30 protein-coding genes are annotated in these 20807 nt (G+C 62.3%); 23 read left to right on the top strand and 7 right to left on the bottom strand.

What is annotated here, in order from left to right; translation table 11 throughout:
- The first annotated feature begins 55 nt into the window (after positions 1 to 55).
- The 3 genes from tsaD to folK are packed head-to-tail and all read left to right on the top strand — an operon-like array spanning position 56 to position 1982.
- Positions 56 to 1108: a tRNA (adenosine(37)-N6)-threonylcarbamoyltransferase complex transferase subunit TsaD gene (tsaD, locus tag HRUBRA_RS06825; RefSeq protein WP_035515734.1), complete on the top strand. Its 1053-nt coding sequence runs from the start codon at positions 56 to 58 to the stop codon at positions 1106 to 1108.
- On the top strand, positions 1105 to 1464 hold the full coding sequence (gene folB / locus HRUBRA_RS06820; protein WP_035515733.1) for a dihydroneopterin aldolase: 360 nt from the start codon (positions 1105 to 1107) through the stop codon (positions 1462 to 1464). The genes tsaD and folB overlap by 4 nt, the downstream gene beginning before the upstream one ends.
- On the top strand, positions 1464 to 1982 hold the full coding sequence (gene folK / locus HRUBRA_RS06815) for a 2-amino-4-hydroxy-6-hydroxymethyldihydropteridine diphosphokinase (RefSeq protein WP_035515731.1): 519 nt from the start codon (positions 1464 to 1466) through the stop codon (positions 1980 to 1982). The genes folB and folK overlap by 1 nt, the downstream gene beginning before the upstream one ends.
- Here folK and HRUBRA_RS06810 read toward each other — a convergent pair.
- The 4 genes from HRUBRA_RS06810 to rsmA are packed head-to-tail and all read right to left on the bottom strand — an operon-like array spanning position 1963 to position 5215.
- Entirely contained in the window at positions 1963 to 3069 is a 1107-nt protein-coding gene (locus tag HRUBRA_RS06810) for a CCA tRNA nucleotidyltransferase (RefSeq protein WP_035515729.1), read from the bottom strand. The genes folK and HRUBRA_RS06810 overlap by 20 nt on opposite strands.
- Positions 3070 to 3100: 31 nt before the next feature.
- The gene (locus tag HRUBRA_RS06805; protein WP_035515728.1) at positions 3101 to 3913 is read right to left on the bottom strand and encodes a symmetrical bis(5'-nucleosyl)-tetraphosphatase; all 813 of its coding nucleotides are present in this window, start codon (positions 3911 to 3913) and stop codon (positions 3101 to 3103) included.
- Between the two features lie 56 nt (positions 3914 to 3969).
- Positions 3970 to 4377: a Co2+/Mg2+ efflux protein ApaG gene (apaG, locus tag HRUBRA_RS06800; protein WP_035515727.1), complete on the bottom strand. Its 408-nt coding sequence runs from the start codon at positions 4375 to 4377 to the stop codon at positions 3970 to 3972.
- Positions 4378 to 4381: 4 nt separating this feature from the next.
- The gene (gene rsmA / locus HRUBRA_RS06795) at positions 4382 to 5215 is read right to left on the bottom strand and encodes a 16S rRNA (adenine(1518)-N(6)/adenine(1519)-N(6))-dimethyltransferase RsmA (protein WP_035515725.1); all 834 of its coding nucleotides are present in this window, start codon (positions 5213 to 5215) and stop codon (positions 4382 to 4384) included.
- A gap of 63 nt (positions 5216 to 5278) precedes the next feature.
- Here rsmA and HRUBRA_RS06790 point away from each other — a divergent pair, with 63 nt between their 5' ends.
- Together HRUBRA_RS06790 and HRUBRA_RS06785 are read left to right on the top strand one after the other, a co-directional pair.
- Positions 5279 to 6055, top strand: coding sequence for an ABC transporter permease (locus HRUBRA_RS06790; protein WP_035515723.1), 777 nt, complete (start codon positions 5279 to 5281; stop codon positions 6053 to 6055).
- Positions 6052 to 6777 (top strand): ABC transporter ATP-binding protein, encoded by a 726-nt coding sequence (locus tag HRUBRA_RS06785; protein WP_052094483.1) that lies wholly within the window; start codon positions 6052 to 6054, stop codon positions 6775 to 6777. The genes HRUBRA_RS06790 and HRUBRA_RS06785 overlap by 4 nt, the downstream gene beginning before the upstream one ends.
- A gap of 3 nt (positions 6778 to 6780) precedes the next feature.
- Here the strand turns inward: HRUBRA_RS06785 and HRUBRA_RS06780 are convergent, their stop codons facing one another.
- On the bottom strand, positions 6781 to 7941 hold the full coding sequence (locus HRUBRA_RS06780) for a Wzz/FepE/Etk N-terminal domain-containing protein (RefSeq protein ID WP_035515722.1): 1161 nt from the start codon (positions 7939 to 7941) through the stop codon (positions 6781 to 6783).
- A 6-nt stretch (positions 7942 to 7947) separates the two neighbouring features.
- Positions 7948 to 9012 carry an undecaprenyl-phosphate alpha-N-acetylglucosaminyl 1-phosphate transferase gene (locus tag HRUBRA_RS06775; protein WP_035515720.1) on the bottom strand — a complete coding sequence of 355 codons (1065 nt, stop codon included), beginning with the start codon at positions 9010 to 9012 and terminating at the stop codon, positions 7948 to 7950.
- A 276-nt stretch (positions 9013 to 9288) separates the two neighbouring features.
- Here HRUBRA_RS06775 and HRUBRA_RS06770 point away from each other — a divergent pair, with 276 nt between their 5' ends.
- The 3 genes from HRUBRA_RS06770 to HRUBRA_RS06760 all read left to right on the top strand — a co-directional run bounded on the left by HRUBRA_RS06770 (position 9289) and on the right by HRUBRA_RS06760 (position 10275).
- Complete coding sequence (locus tag HRUBRA_RS06770; protein ID WP_035515717.1) at positions 9289 to 9534, top strand: type II toxin-antitoxin system ParD family antitoxin; 246 nt, start codon at positions 9289 to 9291, stop codon at positions 9532 to 9534.
- Positions 9531 to 9815 (top strand): type II toxin-antitoxin system RelE/ParE family toxin, encoded by a 285-nt coding sequence (locus tag HRUBRA_RS15790; protein ID WP_035515716.1) that lies wholly within the window; start codon positions 9531 to 9533, stop codon positions 9813 to 9815. The genes HRUBRA_RS06770 and HRUBRA_RS15790 overlap by 4 nt, the downstream gene beginning before the upstream one ends.
- A gap of 166 nt (positions 9816 to 9981) precedes the next feature.
- Positions 9982 to 10275 carry a MarR family EPS-associated transcriptional regulator gene (locus HRUBRA_RS06760; RefSeq protein WP_236629805.1) on the top strand — a complete coding sequence of 98 codons (294 nt, stop codon included), beginning with the start codon at positions 9982 to 9984 and terminating at the stop codon, positions 10273 to 10275.
- 82 nt (positions 10276 to 10357) lie between these two features.
- Here HRUBRA_RS06760 and brnA read toward each other — a convergent pair whose 3' ends face one another.
- Positions 10358 to 10591, bottom strand: a complete 234-nt coding sequence (gene brnA / locus HRUBRA_RS06755) for a type II toxin-antitoxin system BrnA family antitoxin (RefSeq protein WP_035515714.1) — start codon at positions 10589 to 10591, stop codon at positions 10358 to 10360.
- Between the two features lie 222 nt (positions 10592 to 10813).
- Between brnA and HRUBRA_RS06750 the strand changes: the two genes are divergently transcribed.
- The 15 genes from HRUBRA_RS06750 (at position 10814) to HRUBRA_RS06680 (ending at position 20804) form a co-directional block, all read left to right on the top strand.
- Complete coding sequence (locus HRUBRA_RS06750) at positions 10814 to 10981, top strand: hypothetical protein (RefSeq protein ID WP_456107045.1); 168 nt, start codon at positions 10814 to 10816, stop codon at positions 10979 to 10981.
- Positions 10982 to 11108: 127 nt separating this feature from the next.
- The gene (locus HRUBRA_RS06745; RefSeq protein WP_035515713.1) at positions 11109 to 11342 is read left to right on the top strand and encodes a hypothetical protein; all 234 of its coding nucleotides are present in this window, start codon (positions 11109 to 11111) and stop codon (positions 11340 to 11342) included.
- Positions 11339 to 11716 (top strand): type II toxin-antitoxin system death-on-curing family toxin, encoded by a 378-nt coding sequence (locus HRUBRA_RS06740; RefSeq protein WP_035515712.1) that lies wholly within the window; start codon positions 11339 to 11341, stop codon positions 11714 to 11716. Before HRUBRA_RS06745 ends, HRUBRA_RS06740 begins: the two co-directional genes overlap by 4 nt.
- A 230-nt stretch (positions 11717 to 11946) precedes the next feature.
- Positions 11947 to 12930, top strand: coding sequence for a tyrosine-type recombinase/integrase (locus HRUBRA_RS06735; RefSeq protein WP_052094482.1), 984 nt, complete (start codon positions 11947 to 11949; stop codon positions 12928 to 12930).
- 88 nt (positions 12931 to 13018) lie between these two features.
- Positions 13019 to 13291 (top strand): BrnT family toxin, encoded by a 273-nt coding sequence (locus tag HRUBRA_RS06730; protein WP_035515709.1) that lies wholly within the window; start codon positions 13019 to 13021, stop codon positions 13289 to 13291.
- Positions 13292 to 13293: 2 nt separating this feature from the next.
- A complete protein-coding gene (locus HRUBRA_RS06725) occupies positions 13294 to 13569 on the top strand; it encodes an antitoxin (protein ID WP_035515707.1) in 276 nt (91 codons plus the stop codon).
- 148 nt (positions 13570 to 13717) lie between these two features.
- Positions 13718 to 14092, top strand: coding sequence for a helix-turn-helix domain-containing protein (locus tag HRUBRA_RS06720; RefSeq protein WP_035515704.1), 375 nt, complete (start codon positions 13718 to 13720; stop codon positions 14090 to 14092).
- A 254-nt stretch (positions 14093 to 14346) separates the two neighbouring features.
- On the top strand, positions 14347 to 14691 hold the full coding sequence (locus HRUBRA_RS06715) for a MarR family EPS-associated transcriptional regulator (RefSeq protein WP_268870534.1): 345 nt from the start codon (positions 14347 to 14349) through the stop codon (positions 14689 to 14691).
- A gap of 161 nt (positions 14692 to 14852) precedes the next feature.
- Positions 14853 to 16184 (top strand): flippase, encoded by a 1332-nt coding sequence (locus tag HRUBRA_RS06710; RefSeq protein WP_035515700.1) that lies wholly within the window; start codon positions 14853 to 14855, stop codon positions 16182 to 16184.
- Complete coding sequence (locus tag HRUBRA_RS15155) at positions 16181 to 16888, top strand: SAM-dependent methyltransferase (protein ID WP_144244415.1); 708 nt, start codon at positions 16181 to 16183, stop codon at positions 16886 to 16888. Before HRUBRA_RS06710 ends, HRUBRA_RS15155 begins: the two co-directional genes overlap by 4 nt.
- 2 nt (positions 16889 to 16890) lie before the next feature.
- On the top strand, positions 16891 to 17604 hold the full coding sequence (locus tag HRUBRA_RS06705) for an FkbM family methyltransferase (RefSeq protein WP_035515699.1): 714 nt from the start codon (positions 16891 to 16893) through the stop codon (positions 17602 to 17604).
- 35 nt (positions 17605 to 17639) lie between these two features.
- Entirely contained in the window at positions 17640 to 18134 is a 495-nt protein-coding gene (locus tag HRUBRA_RS06700) for a hypothetical protein (RefSeq protein ID WP_035515696.1), read from the top strand.
- Positions 18135 to 18142: 8 nt separating this feature from the next.
- A complete protein-coding gene (locus HRUBRA_RS06695; RefSeq protein WP_035515694.1) occupies positions 18143 to 19087 on the top strand; it encodes a glycosyltransferase family 2 protein in 945 nt (314 codons plus the stop codon).
- A complete protein-coding gene (locus HRUBRA_RS14945) occupies positions 19087 to 19980 on the top strand; it encodes a class I SAM-dependent methyltransferase (protein ID WP_084592508.1) in 894 nt (297 codons plus the stop codon). The genes HRUBRA_RS06695 and HRUBRA_RS14945 overlap by 1 nt, the downstream gene beginning before the upstream one ends.
- Entirely contained in the window at positions 19977 to 20804 is an 828-nt protein-coding gene (locus HRUBRA_RS06680) for a class I SAM-dependent methyltransferase (protein WP_052094479.1), read from the top strand. The genes HRUBRA_RS14945 and HRUBRA_RS06680 overlap by 4 nt, the downstream gene beginning before the upstream one ends.
- The last annotated feature ends 3 nt before the right edge of the window (positions 20805 to 20807 follow it).

The following is a 20807-nucleotide window of genomic DNA, read 5'->3' as shown; positions in this document are numbered from 1 at the left end:
TGTTCTCGGCCCGCGGGCGGTATCATGCGCCCTCTTTTCGACCCGGGGAAGGCACATGCGGGTTCTGGGCCTGGAGACATCCTGCGACGAAACCGGCGTCGCGGTCTACGATACAGACAGCGGTCTGCTGGCGCATGCTCTGCACAGCCAGGTAGCCATGCACGCGCGTTATGGCGGCGTGGTGCCGGAGCTTGCCTCCCGGGACCACGTGCGGCGCGTCGTCCCGCTGCTTAAGCAGGTGCTGGCGGATGCCCGCAGCGTGCCGGCAGACATCGATGCGGTGGCCTATACCGGCGGGCCCGGGCTGGTCGGCGCTCTGCTCGTGGGAGCGACCCTGGCCCGCGGCCTTGCCGCCGGCTGGGGCGTGCCGGCCCTCGGCGTACATCACATGGAAGGCCATCTGCTGGCTCCCATGCTGGAGGACGTGGCCCCCGGGTTCCCCTTTGTGGCGCTGCTGGTTTCCGGCGGGCACACGCAGCTGGTCCGGGTCGATAGCATCGGCGCCTACCGGCTCCTCGGCGAATCGGTGGATGATGCCGCAGGCGAGGCCTTCGACAAGGTGGCCAAGATGCTCGGCCTGCCCTACCCCGGGGGGCCGCAGGTGGCCGCCCTGGCGGCGGACGGCGATCCGCAGCGCTTCACCTTCCCCCGGCCCATGGTCAACCGGCCGGGCCTCGATTTCAGCTTCAGCGGTTTGAAAACGCATACGCTGGTCACCCTGCGTGAATGCGCCGGTGACGAGGAACTCTCGCAGCGGGATAAGGCCGATATCGCCCGGGCCTTCGAGGAGGCCGTAGTGGATACGCTGGTCATCAAGTGCCGGCGGGCCCTGGAGCAGGAGGGGCTGTCCACCCTGGTCATGGCCGGTGGCGTGAGTGCCAACCGGCGCCTGCGGGCGCGGCTGGCAGACAGCCTGAGCGCCCGGGAGGCACAGGTTTTCTACCCGGCGCCGGCGTTCTGCACCGACAACGGCGCGATGATCGCCTATGCCGGTGCCTGTCGCCTCGCCGCCGGCGAGGTGGACGGCCCGGACGCCCGCGTCCGGCCGCGCTGGCCCATGGACGAGCTCACCGCCATTGCCGCTCCGGCAGGGGCTGCGGCCCCATGAGTGATCGCGTCTTCATCCGCGGCCTGCGCGTGGATACGGTCATCGGCGTCTATGGCTGGGAGCGCACGGTGCGCCAGACGCTCGTGCTGGATCTCGAGCTGGCGGCGGATATCGCCGGCCCGGCGGCGACGGACGACGTGGCCGGTGCCCTCGACTACGATGCTGTGTGCCAGCGCCTGCGCCGCTACGGCGCCGAGAACCAGTGGCAGCTGGTGGAGACTTTTGCCGAGGGTGTAGCCACGCTCCTGCGGGAGGAGTTCGCCGTGCCCTGGCTGCGCCTGCGCCTCGCCAAACCCGGCGCTGTCGCGGAGGTGGAGGATGTGGGGGTCCTCATCGAGCGCGGTGCCCGCCCCTGATGCCCCGTATTTACCTGGGCATTGGCAGTAATATCGAGCGCGAGCGTCACGTGGCTATCGCCCTAGACGCCCTGGCGGCGCGCTTCGGCCAGCTGGCCATCTCGCCGGTCTATGAGGCGCCGGCCCTGGGCTTTGCAGGCGATCCTTTCCTCAATCTCGTTGTCGGCGTCGACGGCGACCTGCCGCTGCGCGCCCTGGCCGACGAGCTGCGGGCCCTCGAGCGTGCGCACGGGCGTCCGCCGCAGGCGACCCGCAACAGTCCGCGGCGCCTGGATATCGATATCCTGACCTACGGTGACCGGGTGGGCACCGGGGAGGGCGTCGAGCTGCCGCGGGGGGAGATTCTCACCAGCGCTTTCGTCCTGCGCCCGCTGGCGGCGCTTGCTCCCGAGGAGCGACATCCGGCCTGCGGCGAGACCTATGCGGAGCTCTGGGCGCGTTTCGACCAGGCCGCGCAGCCGATCCGCGCCGTCGCTTTCTCCTGGCGCGGCGTCGAGCTCACTCCCCGGCTGGACTGACGGCGAGAGCGTTGAGCCGGCGGATGCGCTCGGCCTCCATGGCCTGGCCGATGGCCTTGCCTGTGAGGCCTTCGGCGACAAAGGATGCGGCGGAGACGTCACGCGCCAGGTCGCGGGCCCGGCGCAGGTAGTCCGCCGGGAAGTCGTCGCCGGCCAGGGCTGCGGCGCCCTCGATGAATGCCTCGAAGCGGCCGTTGTCGCGCAGCGCCCCCGCGGCCTCCAGCAGCACCAGCAGCTCCTCGCTGCTGAGGGTCCTCGCCCGGGCGGCTCGCCCGGCCTGGGCCGCCAGCAGCAGGGCCAGCTCCCGGTGCCGCCGCGGCACCTTCAGCCGCTCGCAGAGCCGCTCGAGAGCCGGGGGTTCCAGGCCGTGAACCAGGGCCGCGAAGCGCAGCGCGCTGTCGTCGCTGTGCGCTGCCGCCGCTGTCAGCTGCGCCAGGGCCGCGTCGCTGCGCCGGTCCAGTTCCGGGGCCAGCGCCGCGAGGGCGCCGCAGGCCTTCAGCACCGCGATGTAGACCGCCGGATCGGCCTCGTGCAGGGCCTTCTCCGTCTCCGTCCAGACCCGCTCCGCGGGCAGGTGTTCGAGCTCCCCCTGGGTGACGATCTCGCCCATGAGCGCCAGCGTTTCCGGGGCAATGTGGAAGCCCAGGTGGTGATAGCGGGCGGCGAAGCGGGCCGTGCGCAGCACCCGCAGCGGGTCCTCGACGAAGGCCGGCGAGACATGGCGGAGCACCCGGGCTTCGAGATCCCGCTGCCCGCCGTAGGGGTCGATGAGGTGCCCATCCGGATCCCGTGCCATGGCGTTGACGGTCAGGTCCCGGCGACGCAGGTCCTCTTCCAGGGAGACCTCGGGGGCCGCGTGCACCGCGAAGCCGGTGTAGCCGTGGCCCTGCTTGCGTTCCGTGCGGGCCAGGGCGAACTCCTCCTTCGACTCCGGGTGCAGGAACACCGGGAAATCCTTGCCCACGGGGGTATAGCCTTGCTCGAGCAGATCCTCGGGGCGGGCACCGACCACCACCCAGTCCTTCTCCGTGAAGGGGTGCCCGAGGAGTTCGTCGCGCACGGCGCCGCCGACCAGGTAAGTTTCCATAGGGCCAGTGTAGCCCGCAGAGGAGCCGCGGTCAGTCGCCGCAGCGTTCGCCGAGGCGCTCGCCGCTGTCGAGGTTGAAGAAGGTGAGCTCGCCGCCCCAGACGCAACCGGTATCGAGGCCGACAAAGCGTTCGTCGCCGGTGTCGCCGCCAAGGGCCGCCCAGTGCCCGAAGATCACCCGCTCGCCGGCGGCGAGGCGGTGCGGGTGGCGGAACCAGGGCCGGAAGGGCGCGTCCTCGCTGTCAGCGTCCGGCGGGCCCTTGTTCTCGAGGTCCAGGGTGCCGTCGGCGGCGCAGTAGCGCATGCGGGTTAAAAAGTTGGTGATCAGGCGCAGCCGCGGCCAGTCGGTGAGGTCGTCGGCCCAGGTCGCGGGCCTGTTACCGTACATGTGGCCGAAGAAGCGATCGCAATCGGGCCCCGTGAGTGCCGCTGCCACTTCCCGGGCCCGGTCTTCGGCCGTGGTGCTGTCCCACTGCGGCGGAATACCGGCGTGAACAAACAGGTCATCCCCCGCCCGGCGCAGCAGCGGCTGCTCCTGCAGCCAGTCCAGGAGCCGGTCGCTGTCCCGGGCGCGGAGAATCGGCTCGAGCGTGTCCGACGGCGACAGCTTGCGCGCGCCGGTGCGGGCCGCGAGGAGATGCAGGTCGTGGTTGCCGAGCACGAGGCGCAGGTTGTCGCGGCGCTCGTAGAGAAAGCGCAGGGTGTCGAGGCAGGCGGGGCCACGGTTGACGATGTCGCCCACGGACCAGAGTAGGTCCCGGTCCGGCGAGAAGTGCACCCGGGCCAGCAGGCGCTCGAGGGGCGGCAGGCAGCCCTGGATATCCCCGACGACGTAATCAGTCATGCAGGTCAGTCATGCAGGTTCGCCATGAGAATCAGCCACCGTCGCGGGTACGGGCGTCAGTTGAGCGCGGTGGGGGTGTGCAGGGTGAAGGCCGGGATCGGCACCTCGAAGGCAGGCTGCGCCGCCGGATCGACGGCCGTTTCGCCCGCCGGCACCATGGTGTACTCCCCCTGCATATAGCCCACGGGGGTGGGCAGCGTTGCCCCGCTGGTGTAGCGGAAGTAGCGCCCGGGCTCGATCACCGGCTGCTCGCCGACCACGCCGGCACCCCGCACCTCCTGCACCTCGCCATTGCCATCGGTGATCTGCCAGTGCCGGGACAGCAGCTGCACCGGCCCGTCACCGAGATTGCTGATCGAGATGGTGTAGGCAAAGGTGTACTGCGCCTCCTCCGGGTTGGAATGGGAGGGGAGGTAGGTGGTCTGTACGTCGATGTGGACCTGGTCCGGGCCTGATTCGCTCATTGCCTTAGTCGTCGCCTGTCTCGTTGCCGGTGTCACTGCCCGAGAGGGCGTTCGTCAGCCTGATGAAATCCGGGAGTTCGAGGGTTTCCGCGCGGGCCCCGGGGTCGATGCCGAGGTCAGCGAGAACGTCGTCCGTTGTAAGGGCTTTGAGGTTATTGCGCAAGGTCTTGCGGCGCTGGGCAAAAGCTGCCTGCACCGTCGCCCGCAGCGCCGCGACATCGCAGGCGGGCCAGGGCGATTCCCGCCAGGGCACCAGCCGCACCACCGCGGATTGCACCTTCGGTTGCGGGTGGAAGGCCTCCGGCGGCACGTCGAAAAGCGCCTCTACCTGGCAGCGGTACTGGGCCATGATGCCGAGGCGCCCCCACTGCCCGCTGCCTGGGCTCGCTGCCAGGCGCTCCACCACTTCGCGCTGGAGCATGAAGTGCATGTCCTCCACCAGCTCTGCCTGGTCCAGAAGCCGGAAGATCAACGGCGTGGAGATGTTATAGGGCAGGTTGCCCACCACCCGCAGCCGCGGCGCCCCGGGGCCTTCGCGCAGCGCGGCGAAGTCGAACTTGAGCGCATCGGCCTTGTGCAGCCGAAAGCGTGGATAGATGCTGAAGGCCGCCAGCAGCCCCGCGGCGAGGTCCCGGTCCAGCTCGATGGCATCGAAGCGGCAGCCGGTGCTCACCAGGGCCTCCGTGAGCGCTCCGCGCCCGGGGCCGATTTCCACCAGGTGGTTGTTCTCCCGGGGTGCGACGGCGCTCTCGATACGGTGGATGACCATATCGTCCTGGAGGAAGTTCTGGCCGAAGCGCTTGCGCGCCGGCGATGGGCTGGGAGTACGTGGGGGCATGGGCCGTATGTTAGCGCGTGGCAAGTTGGTAACATAGCGCCCTCGCGAGAGACCGGCCCACCGATGACCTTCAGGCACTATTTCACCCTCGTCGATACCATGGCGCGCATGGCGCTGAAGGCCGACGCTGCCCGCTTCTTTTTCGGCTACCTGTGGTGGGTACTGGAGCCCCTGCTCTACGTTGCGGTGTTCTATGTGGTTTTCGAGGTGGTGCTGGGCAACAAGCGCCCTGATTTCCTGGTCTTCCTTATGTGCGGCAAGCTCACCTTCATCTGGTTCTCCAAATCCGTGAACCAGGCTTCGCGCAGCATCGTCGCCAGCAAGGGGCTGATTGGCAAGGTCGACGTACCGAAGAGCCTGTTTCCCCTGGCGACGATCCAGGAGGGGCTCTACAAGCAGGCGTCGGTGTTCCTGCTGCTGTTCATTGTCCTCTGGTTCAAGGGGTACGGGGTCAGCCCCGGCTGGGCCTGGTTGATCCCGGTGGTGCTTGTGAATTACCTGATGATCGTCGGGCTCTCGCTCTTCGGCGCCTTTCTCGTCTGCCTCGCCTTCGACTTCAGCATGCTTATCTCCCTGGGCATGATCTTTCTGCTCTTTACCTCGGGCATCTTCTGGGACGTGCGCGGCCTGGCGGACCCGGCCATGACCGAGGCGGTGCTGGTGCTGAACCCGGTGGCCTTCATCATTGATGCCTACCGGCAGGTCCTCATGGAAGGCGCCGCGCCGGACCTCGCTCACCTTGCGGCGGTAGCTGCCGGGGCTGCCGCTCTCGTTGCGGCGGGGGTGCTGCTCCTGCGGCGCACGAGCCGGTTTTTGGCCCTGAAGGCGATCACCGCATGAGCCGCCCGGCCTTTGCTGGCGCGGCGGCTGAGCCGATGCTCGAACTCCAGGGCGTGTCGCACAGCTATCACGCCCGCCGCGCCAACTTCGAGCGCGGCCTGCACCGGGTGCTCGACGATGTTTCCCTGCGTATCCACCGCGGCGAGACCCTGGGCATCCTCGGCCGCAACGGCGCCGGCAAGACCACGCTGCTCCGGCTCCTCGCCGGGGTGCTGGCGCCCCGCGCCGGTACTGTGTGGCGCCGTCCCGGCGCCAGCTGCAGCCTGCTGACCCTCGGCCTCGGCTTCCAGCCCCAGCTTTCCGGGCGCGACAACGCGCTGCTCTCCGCCATGCTCCAGGGCGCGACGCGGCGCCAGGCGCAGGCCTTCCTCGGGGAGATCCGCGACTTCTCCGAGCTGGGCCCCTCCTTTGAGGAGCCGGTCGCCACCTACTCCGCCGGCATGCGCTCGCGCCTCGGCTTCAGTACGGCGATCATGACGCGGGTGGATATCCTGCTCATCGACGAGGTGCTCAGTGTGGGCGATGCGGCTTTCCGCAAAAAGGCCCGGGCCGTGATGGAGGATCGGCTGACCGGCGATCAGACTGTCGTTCTCGTTTCCCACCAGGAGGACCAGGTGGCGGCGTTGTGTGATACGGCTGCGTGGATTGACGGGGGGCGGATCCGCGCTCACGGTGCGGCGGGCGACGTGCTGGGTGCCTACGGCGCGGGTGCGACCGATTAGTCGCTAGCCCTGGCGTTCCTGCTCCAGGCGCTTGCCGATGGCCGAGCGCACAAGGGCCGTGCCGATGCCGGCGAATAGCCCCAGGACCGCGGCGAGGGCCAGCACCATGCGAGGACGGGGCGAAGCGGCGGCTGCCGGCACCGTTGCTGGCTGGTCCAACCGCGCCACTTCAATGCCGTCGACGGGCTGTGTGACGATGGTCTGGAGATGGGCGATCTGTGCTTCGAGAGTGGCCGCATCCGGCGCGAAGGGCAGGAAAGCGTCCCCTTTACTGTCGCCGGACCGGGCTTCAAGGGCATTCAGTTCGGCGCGCAGCAGGCGAGCGCCGCGCAGATAGAGTGCATCGTCGGTGCCCGGCTGCAGGGATAGCGAGGCCAGAGGTGCCGGGTCCTCGAGGCCCAGGGAGGAGGCCGTTTCGATTGCCGCTCGCAGCCGGGTGGCGCGATGAGAAGCTGCGAGTCGGGCGGTCTCCACGCTGGCGGCGAGCATGCCTTGGAGCATTTCGATGCGACGCTCAAGTACCGCGCTGCGCCCGGCGAGGAGTTCTTGCGTTGCCCGCGTTTGAGCTTCTGCCACCAGCGCCGCTACGGCTGCTGCGGCCAATTGCGGGTCCGGCGCGCGGAAACGCACGCTCAAGCTTTCACCGAGCTCACTCCCGCGGTCCGGCTTTTCCATGGCTACGGTGAATGACCCAGCCGCATGCTGGCCGGGGCCCGTGCCCTCGGGGGGGCTGATTGCCAGGAGGGCCGCCCGACGGGTCTCCTGAGCAAACAGCTGTTCAGCAACACGCTGGAAAATGTCGTCTATCGGCGGTGCCGAGAGGTAGTCAATGGTGAGCCCATCGTCGGGCTCTTCAGCGGTGACCGTCAGCCGGGTTTCACCTGCAGGGGAACTGTTCAAGGAATCCCGAGGGATGACGATTTTCTCCAGACTGCCCGCGGCCGGCGGCAGCAGGCGAGCCTCGCTTTCATAGACGGGTTCCGCGATGAGGAGGAGGTAGCCCGCCGCCAGTAGCGGTGCTGCCAAGGTGATTGCCAGCACCAGCAACCGTTGCCGCCAGAGCGTGAGGGCAAGTTCAAACAGGTCTATCTCATCCTCGGCAAAAGTTACCGGGTAGTAGCCGGGTGGCGCCGCAGTGGGTTGAGGGACTTTCGGTTCGTTCATGGTTTGTTACTCCGAGCGGCTTACCCCGCGCCATGCCTCGCGCATGAACAGGCAATAGAGGATAAAAAAGCCAAGAAAAATCCAGAATTGGTAGTGAGTAGCAGCCCCTGCACTGGCGAGGGCGAAGCCAAGGGTGGGGAAGGTGGCTCCAAGCGTGGCGATCAGAATCAGCGCCCGACGGTCATTGATGCCTGCCGTCTGCATGAGGTGGTGAATATGGGTGCGATCCGGCGCGATTGGGGATCGGCCACGGGCGACGCGGCGCAGGGTTACAAAGGTCATGTCGTAGAGGGGCAGGCCCACCAGGTATAGCGCCGTGACCGGCTCGATATATTTGACGCCGGTCACGTTGGCGTCGGCGGCTGCCAATAGCAGCGTCACGACAATCAGCCCCATGAGTTTGCTGCCCGCGTCACCGAGGAAGGTCTTGGGTATCCGGGGCGAGAGGTCCAGGTTGGAGACCAGGAACGCGAACAGCGCGCCGCTGAGGAAGATGGTAATCAGTCCCGGATGTGTATTACAAAACAGATGAAAGCCCGCGAGGGTTATCAGCGTTATGACGGCCACCACGCCGTCCATGCCGTCGAGCATGTTGTAGGCATTAATGACGCCGAAGACGCAGATCACCGTAAACGGGTAGGCCACCCAGGGTGTCAGGCGGACATCGCCGGTGCCAAACAGATCACCGAGGTTTGTGGGCCTCAGCTCGAGGCCTTCGATGAGCAGCAGGGCCACAGCTACCTCGACCAGTATCCGCGAGAAAACGCTGACCGGGCGCATGTCGTCGATGAGCCCGGCGACAATCAGTATGCCGCCAGCGAGGAAGAACACCGCGAGAGGCTTGCCATAGCCCGAGAGGCTATTGCCCTCGGTATCTCCCCATAGCAGCGCACCCAGCAGCAAGGCGCCGAAAACAGCCAGCCCGCCAACGAGAGGTACCTCGCCTTGATGCAGCTTTCGATGGTTCGGCGGGTCGACGATGCTGAGGCGCGGGGCAATAGAGGCGAACAGCCTAAGCAAGGCCAGGGTGACGCCGAAAGCGACCAGAAGCTGCAGGAGTTTAAACGACATCAGGATCCGTTTGTCTCATTACTCGTTTCGGTCGCCCTGTCGGCGGCCGATGAGGCGCGCGGCTCGGCGCATTAGTCGCATTATGCCTCAAGCGCCATCTTCACGCGCGTGCTGATCTGTTGGCCCGGGAGTGGGATGGACATATCGACGGATATGGTGAGAGTGCGTGGCGCTCCTCGTATTGCAGACGGAGGCGGCGGCGCAGCAGGCGAACTAAGAGTTGCCGGTTGACAGTTTTTGGCAAACCTTGCCAAGATTGTGGGCGGAGGTGCTCAGATGGCAACTATGAACGTTTCCCTGCCGGATGCGATGAAAGCCTGGGTCGACGAATGTTCCCGTTCTGGCCGGTATAGCAATGCCAGCGACTATGTTCGCGACCTGATCCGAAGAGATCAGGAGCGCGCTGGCAGGATCGCTGAACTTCAGGGGCTGATTGACGAGGCGCTTGCTGGCGGAGACGGTGTCAGAACGATGGATTCGCTGCAGGCAGAAGCTACTGCGAGGCTTGCGCGGGACAAGTGAGGTATGTCCTTACTGCCCTGGCTGAGCAGGATCTCATAGACCTCTTTGTTGCCGGCGCCCAGAATTTCGGGGTTGGCAAAGCGCGGCGTTACCACCAAAACCTGCAGCACACTTTTGAATTTCTTGCGGCGAATCCATACGCCGCTCCGCTGCGGCCGGAACTGCGCCCAGCGGTTCGCGTCCACCCGGCCGGGTCGCACATCGTGCTTTATACGATTCGCGCCGATGACGTTTTGATTCTTCGCGTGCGGCATAATCGGGAGGACTGGTTAAGCCAATAGAAAATGGCAGCTACCACCGCGTCTGTGCTTGAACTTCCTGCTGCGGTGAGAATATGTCATGTTACGACAGTAGGAGCCTGCAGTACGCCCCCGGCTACTGCTTCTCTATAGACAAAACGGCCGGTTGTAAGCGCTGGAGGGGCCGAATCTCTCGAGTCCTGCGCCTTTGCAGGTAAGCCTGACCCAGCGCGACCTGGCCCGGGAGTTGGGCATCAGCCTGGGCGGCCTGAACTACTGCCTCAAGGCCCTGGTCGAGAAGGGCTGGATCAAGATGGAGAACTTCTCGAAGTCTGACCGCAAGCTCCGCTACGCCTACCTGCTCACACCCAAAGGCATGGCCGGCAAGGCGCGGCTGACCAACCACTTCCTGCGCCGCAAGCTGGCGGAGTACGAGGCGCTCAAGGAAGAGATCGAGCGGTTGCGGGCTGAGGCGGCGGGTGTGGATGACTGTGCACGGTGAGTGGCCGCCTGAGACTTCAAGGCCGGGTCAGGCCCCTCTCAAGCTTTCAGGAAAACGAGGCGCGATAGGCGCTCGCAGTGCTCTATTTGTGAGAGCTTTGCTCAAGCCGCTCCGCCAGCCACACCTTGATAATCGACTGGCGAGTAATGCCAAGCCGGGCGGCCTCCCGGTCCAGGGACGCCACCATCCACTCCGGGAAGTCTACATTGACCCGCCGGGGTGTCTGATTGGGCCGCTTGAGGCCGGAAAGATCCAGATCATCGATGATGTCTTCCTTGCCCTCGTCGAACTTTTCGCCAAAGTCTTTAGCTTTCATACAGTTGTACCTCGCGTTTACGAGAGCGCCTGACCGATATGATTCCGGTTTCGTTGCCTTGCCAAGCAATGGCGGGTAACAAGTACCGGTTGTTCGTCTGGATCACACGCCTACCGCGTCGTCTATATTCGATGCATTGGCACTCATGCTCAATACGACAGGATAAACGCGCAAACCATCTAATTCCCGCATTAGGGCAGGTAGCGACGAGAGATACAGCAGATGGATATCAAACCGATCAAAACTGATGCCGACTATCGGGCGGCACTGAAGGAAATCGACAGCCTCATGATGGCGGGTGCTTACACGCCCGAGGGTGAAAAACTTGATGTGCTGGTTACGCTGCTGGAAGCCTACGAAGCGAAGCACTTTTATCTTGACTTTGCCTGACTGATTAAACCAACGACAGTGCATGCTGATGCACAGGCCTGAGCCTACACGCGTTCCATGCTTTTGCCACCCTCTGAGCTTGATGTATCATAAAAAAACTAGGCGCATCATGATATGGAGGTGCCCCATGGGAGCCGACAAAGAAAAGTTCGCAACGCAGATTGACGCAGAACTCCTGGCCACGCTCCGGTCAGTCGCTAAAGCCGAGGGGCGGCAGATCCAGGCGATTGTTGAGGAGGCACTGAAGGCGCACTTGGCCGGCAGAGATCGTACGGGCCCACAGGGCAGAGAGCATGTGATGGCTGCCTATCTCAAGAGCACAAACCGCTACGCGGGCCTGTATGACAAGTTATCGAAATGAGCTCGGACTATCTGACGCTCGAAGACATCCTGTTCATGCACAGTGACCTGATAGAACGCTTTGGCGGCTCTAAGGGTGTGCGCGATCCAGGGTTGCTGGAGGCGGCAATCTTTCGGCCGCAGACAGGATATTACCCGGATGTAATCGCCGAAGCCGCCGCCCTCTGGGAGAGTCTTTCTCAGACTCACCCTTTTGGTGACGGTAACAAGCGGGCCGCCTTTGCCGCCTGCTATGTCTTCCTGGAGATCAATGGGGCGGCGCTAACGGCCACCAATGCCGAAGCAGAGCGCTTTATTCTCAACCTGTACGACGCAGGGGCTTTCACTTTCGAGAACCTCGAGGCGTGGCTGCGGGAAAATACGGCGCGGGGATGAGTGCACCGCCTCTCGCACAACATCCTGCCTTGTGTTCATACGCTGCTGGTGCCTGCCACCCAGGACGACGGCTTCATCGAGTGCTGGCAGGGGCGACAGACGCTGCTCACGTGTTCCTGAGCAGCCTTGCCGTGCTCAGGGGACCGTTTTTCAGCCATTTACTGCCGATGATGTTCCCTGCCCCCATGATCGCGCGCAAAGTAGTGCCCCATGGCAGAGGGGAGCACGCGATGGCGCGCAACGAAGAGGCGCCCCGGGCGTTTGTAAAGCGGGTGCGCACGCTGATGGAGGGCGCCTACGCCACCTCCACCATCAACGGCTACGAGGCGGCCTTCCTGCGACTGGTTAACTGGTGTGAGCGGGAGGGGCTGCCGGCGCTTTCGCTTGCCGACGAGGACCTCGCCCGTTACATCACCGAGTACGGCGAGGCGGTAGCGCCCAAGACCGTGAAGCTGGCGCTGACGGGCATCGGGGCGGTGCTGCGCCTCGGCGGCGCTGAGGACTTTACGGACGGGCCGGAGGTGAAGCTCGCCTGGCGCCGCCTCGCGCGCGCCAAAGGGCTGGCCGCCCAGCAGGCCGTGCCCCTGACGCGGGTCGTGCTGCGCGCGCTGCTTGCGACCTGCGGCAACGATGTGCGCGGGCAGCGGGACCGGGCGCTGCTCCTTCTCGGCTATTACAGCCTGTGCCGGGGCACCGAGCTTTGCCGCTTTACCTTTGCAGACCTGGAGCCCCTGCCCGGCGGGCGCTACGCGATTCACCTCGCATTCTCCAAGACGGACCAGGAAGGCCACGGGCGCCGGGTGCCCCTGCCGGAGAGCGTTTACCGGGCGCTCTGCCGCTGGCAGGAGACCGTCGGCGACGAGCGCTGGATCCTGCGGCCGGTGCGCAACGGGCGCATCGGCAACGCGCCGATGACGGCCCAGGCCGTGGGCCGTGTGCTCCAGCACCTGCAGGCCCGCGCCGGCATCCAGCTGCCGCGGCTGCTCACGTCCCACTCCTTCCGCATCGGCGCGGCCATTGACCTCCTGAACGACGGCGTACCCCTCGAGCAGATCATGCTCCGCGGCGGCTGGCGCTCCAGTTCCAGCGCCATGCTCTACTTGAAGCAGTGGCAGCTCGCGCAGGACTTCGAGACGCACACCGTGGAGGTGGCGACGGAGGAGGAGCTGACGGCGCCCAAGGCCCGGAGATTTCGCCGCGCCCCGGATTGGTAACCGATGGCTGGCGCTTGTCGGCCAGCTTAATTCCTTCTTCTCTGGTACCGCTGATGACATAAGGCATACGTTGGCATACTATTAGCCAGTGAAGATCGTCGACTGGGACAGAGAGAAAAACAGGCTGCTGCGTGAAGAGCGTGGTGTCTGTTTTGAAGATGTTGTCATCCGGTTGGCTCAAGCAGCGGTGCTGGATACCGTAGACCACCCAAATCAGGAAAAGTATCCTGGCCAGAAGATTCATTTGCTGGATATCAAGGGCTATGTCTATCTCGTGCCGTTTGTTGAAACAGAATCCGGCATTTTTTTGAAGACGGTTATCCCCAGCCGCAAGGCCACCAGGGATTACCTCGGGAGGTAGCGATGGGAAAGCTGGACCAGGAAGAGCAAGAGATTCTGGAGGCTTTTCAAGCAGGGCAGTTGGAGCCATCGGGAGACTTTCAGGCGCGTGTTGCCACGCACAGGGCGTATGCCGAGGCGCTGCTGCGCAAAGATGCGCGTATCAATATCCGGCTATCCAGCCGGGACCTCCAGGGGCTGCAAAGCCTGGCACTGGCGGAGGGCATTCCGTACCAGACGCTGGTGGCGAGCATTCTGCACAAATACGTTGAGGGGCGCCTGAAGGAGGTGAAGAGCTAGATGATTGTGTCCCCTGCGCTGTGCGTCTGGCCGATTACCCGCAGCTGGCGGCCCTCGCTTGACAGGTGCGCAGCAGCGCGGAGCTTTCGGCCCGCGCTGCGCCCTTTAATTCCCGCATTAGGGCAGGTAGCGACGAGAGATACAGCAGATGGATATCAAACCGATCAAAACTGACGCCGACTATCGGGCGGCACTTAAGGAAATCGAGAGCCTCATGATGGCGGGTGCTGACACGCCCGAGGGTGAGAAGCTTGATGTGCTGGTTACGCTGCTGGAAGCCTATGAAGCAAAGCACTTTCCTCTTGACTTGCCTGACCCGGTCGAGGCTATCAAGTTCGAGATGGAGCGCCGTGGCCTGACGGTAAAAGACCTCGAGCCCTTGATTGGTAAGAGCAACCGCGTTTATGAAATCCTCAACCGCCGGCGCTCCCTGACACTCAAAATGATCTGGAAGCTGCATGAAGGTCTGGGCATACCCGCTGAGTCACTGATTAAACCAACGACAGTGCATGCTGAAGCATAGGATCCTGACCCCGCCGCTTCGTAGACTGCGCCCCTACATCGAGCGGGAGCTCATCCGTGTTGGATGATCGCGCCGCCTTTCGCACAAAACCCTCCTTCGCGTCTCACACTGCCCGCCATCCATGCCTGGGCGCTTGCCCTGACCACAACCCACCTGCTAGCATGTTCGCCTAATGAACAAGGGTTTCCATGCGCTGCCGACAGCCATGCAAACCCTGCGGTAGCCTGCCCGATCCCCCCAAAAAACTACTCCAAGTGCCTGATCCACAAGCAGAAAACCACTTAAAGGTCATGCGCCTGCTCGAGGCCAACCCGCGCATGACGCAGCGCGACCTGGCCCGGGAGCTGGGCATCAGCCTGGGCGGCCTGAACTACTGCTTGAAGGCCCTGGTGGAGAAGGGCTGGATCAAGATGGAGAACTTCTCCAAGTCAGACCGCAAGCTCCGCTACGCCTATCTGCTCACGCCCAAAGGCATGGCCGGCAAGGCGCGGCTCACCAATCACTTCCTGCGCCGCAAGCTGGCGGAGTACGAAGCGCTCAAGGAAGAGATCGAGCGGTTGCGAGCTGAGGCGGCGGGTGCGGACACTGGGTCGCAATGAGTGCTCGGGTGGGCTTGTGACGGCGCAGCCCAGGACCGGGATTGAAGACTGTCTGCGCCGCCCAGCGACTACAGTATTCATTTGACTCGGGCTGGATGAAACTTGAATCTGAGGTCCGAAGCCGTCACCGGCTCGCCGTAACCGACTAGAACCACCGTGTAATGTCTCTGCTCCCCGCCTTCCTGCACCGCCGCATCGCGCATCGGCCTGGTCTGGTCAAGATCGCCGATAACATCGGTTGGCTGTTCATCGACAAGCTCCTGCGCATGGGCGTTGGGCTGTTCATTGGCGTTTGGGTGGCCCGTTATCTCGGTCCGGAACAGTTTGGCCTGTTGAACTTCGCCCTCGCTTTCACCGGCCTCTTTGGCGCCATCGCTACGCTCGGCCTGCCAGGCATCGTGGTGCGCGACATCGTGCGCGATCCCGAGTCCGCCCGCCTCACCCTTGGCACCGCGGCCGCACTGCAGCTCATCGGCGGACTGCTGTCTTACCTGCTGATCCTCGGCGCAATCGCTTACCTTCGCCCGGCCGACGCTCTGGCGCGCAGCATCGTCGCCATCCTCGGCGCGATGATGCTGTTGAAAGCCTGCGAGATCGCCGTGTACTGGTTCGAGTCACAGGTGCAGTCAAAATACACCGTCTGGGTGCAGAACAGCGTTTTCTTGGTCTTCGCCGGGATCAAGGTCGGCCTCATCCTGGAACAGGCATCGCTGATCGCCTTCATCTGGGCGATGCTCGCCGAAGCGGTTGTGGTAGCGCTGATCCTGCTCATCGTCATGGGATGGCGCGGACCGCCGCTGCGCAGCTTGCGCGTTAGCGTCGAGCGCGGCGTTACCCTGCTGCGCGACAGTTGGCCGCTGATCCTCTCAGCGATCGCGGTGACGGTGTACATGAAGATCGACCAACTCATGCTCGGCCAGATGATCGGCGATGAGGCGGTGGGCATCTACAGCGCCGCGGTCAGGATCAGCGAGGTCTGGTACTTCATCCCGATGGCCATCGTCGCCTCCGTGTTTCCCGCCATCCTGGAAGCCAAGAAGCGCAGCGAAACGCAGTACTACGCTCGCTTGCAGAGACTCTATGACTTGATGGTCATCATCAGCGTCTCCGTTGCCGTGCCGATGACGTTTCTCGCGACCCCGATCGTCACGCTCCTATTCGGGGAGTCCTATAGTGAATCAGGCCCCGTACTGGCGATCCACATCTGGGCCTCGGTGTTTGTCTTTCTGGGTGTCGCCAGTAGTAAATGGTTCCTCACTGAGAATCGGCAGATGCTGCGTTTGCAGAGGACAGTGCTTGGCGCAATCACAAATGTCGGCTTAAATCTCTGGCTGATCCCTCTTTACGGACCAGTCGGAGCTGCAATCGCTACTGTGATTTCTTATACAGTTGCTGCACTTTTTGCAGACCTTTTCCAAAGTGTGACAAGAAAAATGTTTCTGATGAAGCTAAGCGCCCTAAATATTATCGCGGTACTGGAAAGAAATAGATGATTAAAAAAATTGTGCGTATATTGTTACCTAAAATAGTGCTAGAACAGTTTCAAAGAGGCAAAAAGCAAGCAAGAAATTTCATTTCTCTAGCTAAAGATTATGGGCAATGGGTCACGATAAGAGATTGGGATTCAGTCGATAAAGATAAAAAACCGACTCCTTGGTACACTTATCCAACAACGGAGTTCTTATCGCATCTTGAATTAGCCCAATTCAATGTCTTTGAGTATGGCAGCGGTAATTCAACTTTATGGTGGGCCGCTCGAGCCAAGCAAGTCAACTCCGTTGAAGATGACGGCGACTGGTATAAGAAAATTAAAACGAAAATCGCTAATAGTTTCAAGAATGTTGCATACATTTGTGAATTAGAAAAGGAAAAGTACACTAAAATAGCGACCAAGGATTTTGATATTTTCATTATAGACGGAAAGCACAGAAGAGAATGTGCCGAGCATGTTGCAAATTGTGGCAGGGGGGGGGTAATGCTTATTCTTGATAATTCAGACTGGTACCCAAAAACAGTAGACTTTATTCAACAAAATCTTGGATGGACACAAATCGACTTCCATGGTTTTGGCCCGATTAACAATTACACTTGGACAACGTCTGTCTTTATCAATCCAGAACGACATAAAGAATTGACGTATAAACAGCCATTGAAGTCACAATGCGGACTGGCTCAGGTTGCAGATGGCGACTACTGATAATGATCAAGAACCATATCCCTCGCTCAGTTAAGACTTTGCTCAGAAGAGCGCTAGATTGTTTACCTTGGGATCAATGGGCTCAGCGCTCTTGGTCGCAAGAAGGCGAGGATATGGTTCTGCGTAGAATCTTTGAAAGACAAAAAGACGGTTTTTATGTCGATGTCGGAGCACATCATCCAAAACGTTTCTCTAATACCTACCACTTCTATCGGCGAGGCTGGTCGGGAATCAATATCGATGCAATGCCTGGTAGCATGTCGAGTTTCAAAAAAACACGCCCGCGAGATATCAACATTGAAATGGGGGTCGCGCAATCATCGGGTGAGCTTGACTATTATGCGTTCAACGAACCAGCCCTCAACGGCTTTTCCGCGGACCTCGCTGACGAGCGAGAGAAGGCAAGCAATCCTTATTTTGTAAAGGAAGTGATCAAGGTGGCGGTTTCACCGCTTAGTGAAATTTTGAATCATCACCTAGGCGGAAAAAACATCGACTTCATGAGTATCGATGTCGAAGGTCTGGATCTTGAGGTGCTCAAATCCAACGACTGGACGAAATATCGCCCAAAGGTCGTGTTGGCGGAGGTTCTAAAAAGCAGCCTTCATGAACTTGATGCACATCCGATTACGGCATTTATGAAGAGCAAGAGTTACGTGCTCTACGCCAAACAAGTCAACACGGTTTTTTTCAAAGACACAACCATCGACATTTAGGACGCTCGCGGCTTATCGCACAAGGTACCTCGTCCATGCTCGACACCATCATCGCCGTCCTCATCGAAAAAGGACTCGACGGCAAAGCCAAGTCGAGTGAAAGCGCCTTGTTACGCGATACCCTGCGCGAGCGCTCAGCGCGTGAAGTCAGACTCAACCTCGCACTCTGGAAGCTACCTGCGTCGAAACCGCGTCCGCACGCCTTCGCCGCCATGGTCAGTAGCGACGCCTTTGATGCCGTCTGTACGCTCAACCTTCCGCTACGCTCGATCCTAGACGTGAACGAGCTTGCAGCAGAGGCCAAGGACCTGCTCGAGGCCGGCCCGGAGGGCGAGCGCTTAGATACTCGGTTCAAGCAATGGGCGGCGGGCATCACCAATGAGGTGATCTTGGTCGAGCGGATCTGGCACCGACTCCGCGTGTTGCAGTGCCGGCAAGATCTCGATGGCAGTCTCGGCAATCTCGACCACTTGATGCACCTGCATCGCGCGCTGGAAATGAGGCTTACGTCACATCCCGCAACGCAATAGGCCACAGTATGACCCCGACCCCGATTGCCTACATCGTCTTCAACCGCCCGCAGCACACCGAGCAGACCTTCCAGGTGCTGCGAGAGCAACGCCCGTCGCAGCTTTTCATCATCGCCGACGGACCGCGCCCGGGGCATCCCACTGACGCCGAGCGCTGCGCCGCAGTGCGCGCCATCGTCGAGCAGGTCGATTGGCCCTGTGAAGTGCAGCGTAACTATGCCGAATCCAACCTGGGGCTGAAGCAGCGCGTCAGCAGCGGCCTAGATTGGGTATTCGAGCAGGTGGAGCGGGCCATCGTGCTGGAGGACGACTGCGTCGCGCATGTGGATTTCTTCCGTTTCTGCGAAACCCTGCTCGAGCGCTATGCCGAGGATGAGCGGGTCGCGGTGGTGACCGGGAATAACTTCCAGAACGGTCGCCGGCGCGGTGAGGCGTCTTATTACTTTTCCAAGTACAACCACTGCTGGGGCTGGGCGACTTGGCGACGTGCTTGGAAGCATTATCAGGGCGAGCTGCCGTTTTGGCCGGCATGGAGCGCGTCTGATGCCTGGCCGCAGTACACACCAGACAAGGTTGAGCGACGTTACTGGGAGGGGATCTTCAAGCGCGTGCGGGCGGGCCAGATCGACTCTTGGGCTTACGCCTGGACCGGAAGTGTCTGGTACCACGGCGGCCTCACTGCAACGCCGAATGTGAATCTGGTCAGCAACATCGGCTTCGGCCTGGATTCGATGCACACCGCAGCCGCTGATAGCCCTCACGCTGCGATGGCAACCGGTGCACTGGGCGATCTCATCCATCCAAAGGCCATCGCTCAGGATCAAGCCGCCGATCGCTATGTCTTCGACCACACCTTTGGCGGCCGGTGGCAACGCCTCCCTTGGTCATTGCTGCGTCTGCCGCGCCGCACCGGCGGCTATCTGTATCGACACCTAAAACGGAGTTTTGCCTGATGGCCGCGACCAACATCAACCTCGGCTGCGGCCCCGTCTTCGTCGACAGCCCCGACTGGATCAACCTGGATTTCACGCCCGCCACACCCCGTGTGCGGCGCGCCAATCTGCTTGCGCGCCTGCCGTTGCCTTCAGACGAAGCGCGGTTGGTCTACGCGTCACACTTCCTCGAACACATCCCTAAGTCCGAGATCGACGCCTTTCTGCGCGAGTGTCATCGCGTGCTGCAGCCCGGCGGGGTGCTGCGCTTGGTGCTGCCAGATCTGCAGGAAATGGCGACGAGCTATCTCCACTATCGCGAAGCGGGCGACCATGAGCGGGCGGATTTTCTGGTGCTGGAGATCATCGACCAATGTGTGCGCCGCGAGTCCGGCGGCGAGCTTGGGCGCATTTATCGTCGCCTGCGCAACGAGCCGCATCCCGATCAGGCCGAGCTGATCGCCTTTGTTCGCGAACGGACCGGTGAGGCGTTGATCACCAGCATGAACGGCCAGACTAAAAATCCGGGGGGGGGGGGGATTCCTCAGCCCTCGCGCGCCTGGGTCGACTGCCTGGGCGGCTGCACAACCGGCTCCAGCGGCTCTGGATACGCGCCTGGTTGGCGGCATTGCCAGCCGCCTTCCGCGCGCAGAACGTCAGTCTGGCCGGTGTCGGCGAGCGTCATCACTGGCTCTGGGACTTCCACCAGCTGCAACGAGCGCTCGAAGCGGCGGGCTTCCGGCTGGTTCAACGCCGTGCGGCCGACAGCAGCGCAATCGCGGATTTCCCCTTCCATCCGCTCGACCTCGACGCCGATGGTCGCCCACGCAAGGGCACCGAGTCGATGTATGTGGAGGCGCGCAAGCCCGACTAGCGGCCTTCGTCGTTGCGCCCACATGGGGAGGGCGCAATGACTGACCTGACACACTGGCTCCCCGCTGACGACCTGGCACTGATTACCCCAGACGAGCAGCGCTGGCTCGCCGGGATCTTCGAGCGTTTTGGCGGCTACCCCAGTCTGGAGGAGCTCTGGGCGGTGATGGACGAGCCCTGGCGTGAGCTAAACTGCGACCCTGAGGTGATGGATGCGCGTATCGGAACCTTCTATGCCCACCCGGTCTGGCTGCTCAACGGCCTGTTCATCGAGCAGCATGCACAAAGCCTGGACAATCGTCGCGGCTTCACCGATTGGGTGGCGGCGCAGTCACCGCGACGGGTCGCGGATTACGGCGGCGGCTTTGGCGGACTGGCGCGGATGATCGGCGCGGCCTGCCCGACAGCAGAGGTGGAGGTGATCGAGCCGCACCCGCATCCGCTGGCCATCGAACGCGCGCGACGCTCGCTGAATGTGCGCTATCGGCCTGCGCTGGATGGGGAGTACGACATCCTGATCGCAACTGACGTCTTTGAGCATGTACCGGACCCACTCGGGCTGGCGGCAGAAACGGCAGCAGCGTTGAAACCGGGCGGGCGTTATCTGATCGCTAATTGCTTTTATCCGGCAGTTCTATGCCATCTGCCAAGTACATTCCATTTTCGTTATTCATGGGACCAAGCAATGGAGGCCATGGGCCTTAATTTCTCGGGTTCTGTTCTTTATGGTCAGGTTTTTGATAAACCTTCAGAGCTACATCTTGATGCAGCGCGAATTGTCGAACGTAAGTCTGTCAAGTTATGGCTTTTCTTAAAACCTATTCCGTCTTCTGTTGCAAAACGATTGATGCGAATGTTCGCCTGATAT

Origin of the sequence: Pseudohaliea rubra DSM 19751, assembly GCF_000764025.1 — a bacterium.
Taxonomy (GTDB): domain Bacteria; phylum Pseudomonadota; class Gammaproteobacteria; order Pseudomonadales; family Halieaceae; genus Pseudohaliea; species Pseudohaliea rubra.
This window is presented reverse-complemented; position numbering and strand designations above follow the sequence as displayed.

What these genes read in the sequence shown, in the direction of transcription:
- tsaD (WP_035515734.1), top strand. Translation starts at nt 56, where the DNA reads ATGCGGGTTCTGGGCCTGGAGACATCCTGCGACGAAACCGGCGTCGCG.
- folB (WP_035515733.1), top strand. Translation starts at nt 1,105, where the DNA reads ATGAGTGATCGCGTCTTCATCCGCGGCCTGCGCGTGGATACGGTCATC.
- folK (WP_035515731.1), top strand. Translation starts at nt 1,464, where the DNA reads ATGCCCCGTATTTACCTGGGCATTGGCAGTAATATCGAGCGCGAGCGT.
- HRUBRA_RS06810 (WP_035515729.1), bottom strand. Translation starts at nt 3,069, where the DNA reads ATGGAAACTTACCTGGTCGGCGGCGCCGTGCGCGACGAACTCCTCGGG.
- HRUBRA_RS06805 (WP_035515728.1), bottom strand. Translation starts at nt 3,913, where the DNA reads ATGACTGATTACGTCGTCGGGGATATCCAGGGCTGCCTGCCGCCCCTC.
- apaG (WP_035515727.1), bottom strand. Translation starts at nt 4,377, where the DNA reads ATGAGCGAATCAGGCCCGGACCAGGTCCACATCGACGTACAGACCACC.
- rsmA (WP_035515725.1), bottom strand. Translation starts at nt 5,215, where the DNA reads ATGCCCCCACGTACTCCCAGCCCATCGCCGGCGCGCAAGCGCTTCGGC.
- HRUBRA_RS06790 (WP_035515723.1), top strand. Translation starts at nt 5,279, where the DNA reads ATGACCTTCAGGCACTATTTCACCCTCGTCGATACCATGGCGCGCATG.
- HRUBRA_RS06785 (WP_052094483.1), top strand. Translation starts at nt 6,052, where the DNA reads ATGAGCCGCCCGGCCTTTGCTGGCGCGGCGGCTGAGCCGATGCTCGAA.
- HRUBRA_RS06780 (WP_035515722.1), bottom strand. Translation starts at nt 7,941, where the DNA reads ATGAACGAACCGAAAGTCCCTCAACCCACTGCGGCGCCACCCGGCTAC.
- HRUBRA_RS06775 (WP_035515720.1), bottom strand. Translation starts at nt 9,012, where the DNA reads ATGTCGTTTAAACTCCTGCAGCTTCTGGTCGCTTTCGGCGTCACCCTG.
- HRUBRA_RS06770 (WP_035515717.1), top strand. Translation starts at nt 9,289, where the DNA reads ATGGCAACTATGAACGTTTCCCTGCCGGATGCGATGAAAGCCTGGGTC.
- brnA (WP_035515714.1), bottom strand. Translation starts at nt 10,591, where the DNA reads ATGAAAGCTAAAGACTTTGGCGAAAAGTTCGACGAGGGCAAGGAAGAC.
- HRUBRA_RS06750 (WP_456107045.1), top strand. Translation starts at nt 10,814, where the DNA reads ATGGATATCAAACCGATCAAAACTGATGCCGACTATCGGGCGGCACTG.
- HRUBRA_RS06745 (WP_035515713.1), top strand. Translation starts at nt 11,109, where the DNA reads ATGGGAGCCGACAAAGAAAAGTTCGCAACGCAGATTGACGCAGAACTC.
- HRUBRA_RS06740 (WP_035515712.1), top strand. Translation starts at nt 11,339, where the DNA reads ATGAGCTCGGACTATCTGACGCTCGAAGACATCCTGTTCATGCACAGT.
- HRUBRA_RS06735 (WP_052094482.1), top strand. Translation starts at nt 11,947, where the DNA reads ATGGCGCGCAACGAAGAGGCGCCCCGGGCGTTTGTAAAGCGGGTGCGC.
- HRUBRA_RS06725 (WP_035515707.1), top strand. Translation starts at nt 13,294, where the DNA reads ATGGGAAAGCTGGACCAGGAAGAGCAAGAGATTCTGGAGGCTTTTCAA.
- HRUBRA_RS06720 (WP_035515704.1), top strand. Translation starts at nt 13,718, where the DNA reads ATGGATATCAAACCGATCAAAACTGACGCCGACTATCGGGCGGCACTT.
- HRUBRA_RS06710 (WP_035515700.1), top strand. Translation starts at nt 14,853, where the DNA reads ATGTCTCTGCTCCCCGCCTTCCTGCACCGCCGCATCGCGCATCGGCCT.
- HRUBRA_RS15155 (WP_144244415.1), top strand. Translation starts at nt 16,181, where the DNA reads ATGATTAAAAAAATTGTGCGTATATTGTTACCTAAAATAGTGCTAGAA.
- HRUBRA_RS06705 (WP_035515699.1), top strand. Translation starts at nt 16,891, where the DNA reads ATGATCAAGAACCATATCCCTCGCTCAGTTAAGACTTTGCTCAGAAGA.
- HRUBRA_RS06700 (WP_035515696.1), top strand. Translation starts at nt 17,640, where the DNA reads ATGCTCGACACCATCATCGCCGTCCTCATCGAAAAAGGACTCGACGGC.
- HRUBRA_RS06695 (WP_035515694.1), top strand. Translation starts at nt 18,143, where the DNA reads ATGACCCCGACCCCGATTGCCTACATCGTCTTCAACCGCCCGCAGCAC.
- HRUBRA_RS14945 (WP_084592508.1), top strand. Translation starts at nt 19,087, where the DNA reads ATGGCCGCGACCAACATCAACCTCGGCTGCGGCCCCGTCTTCGTCGAC.
- HRUBRA_RS06680 (WP_052094479.1), top strand. Translation starts at nt 19,977, where the DNA reads ATGACTGACCTGACACACTGGCTCCCCGCTGACGACCTGGCACTGATT.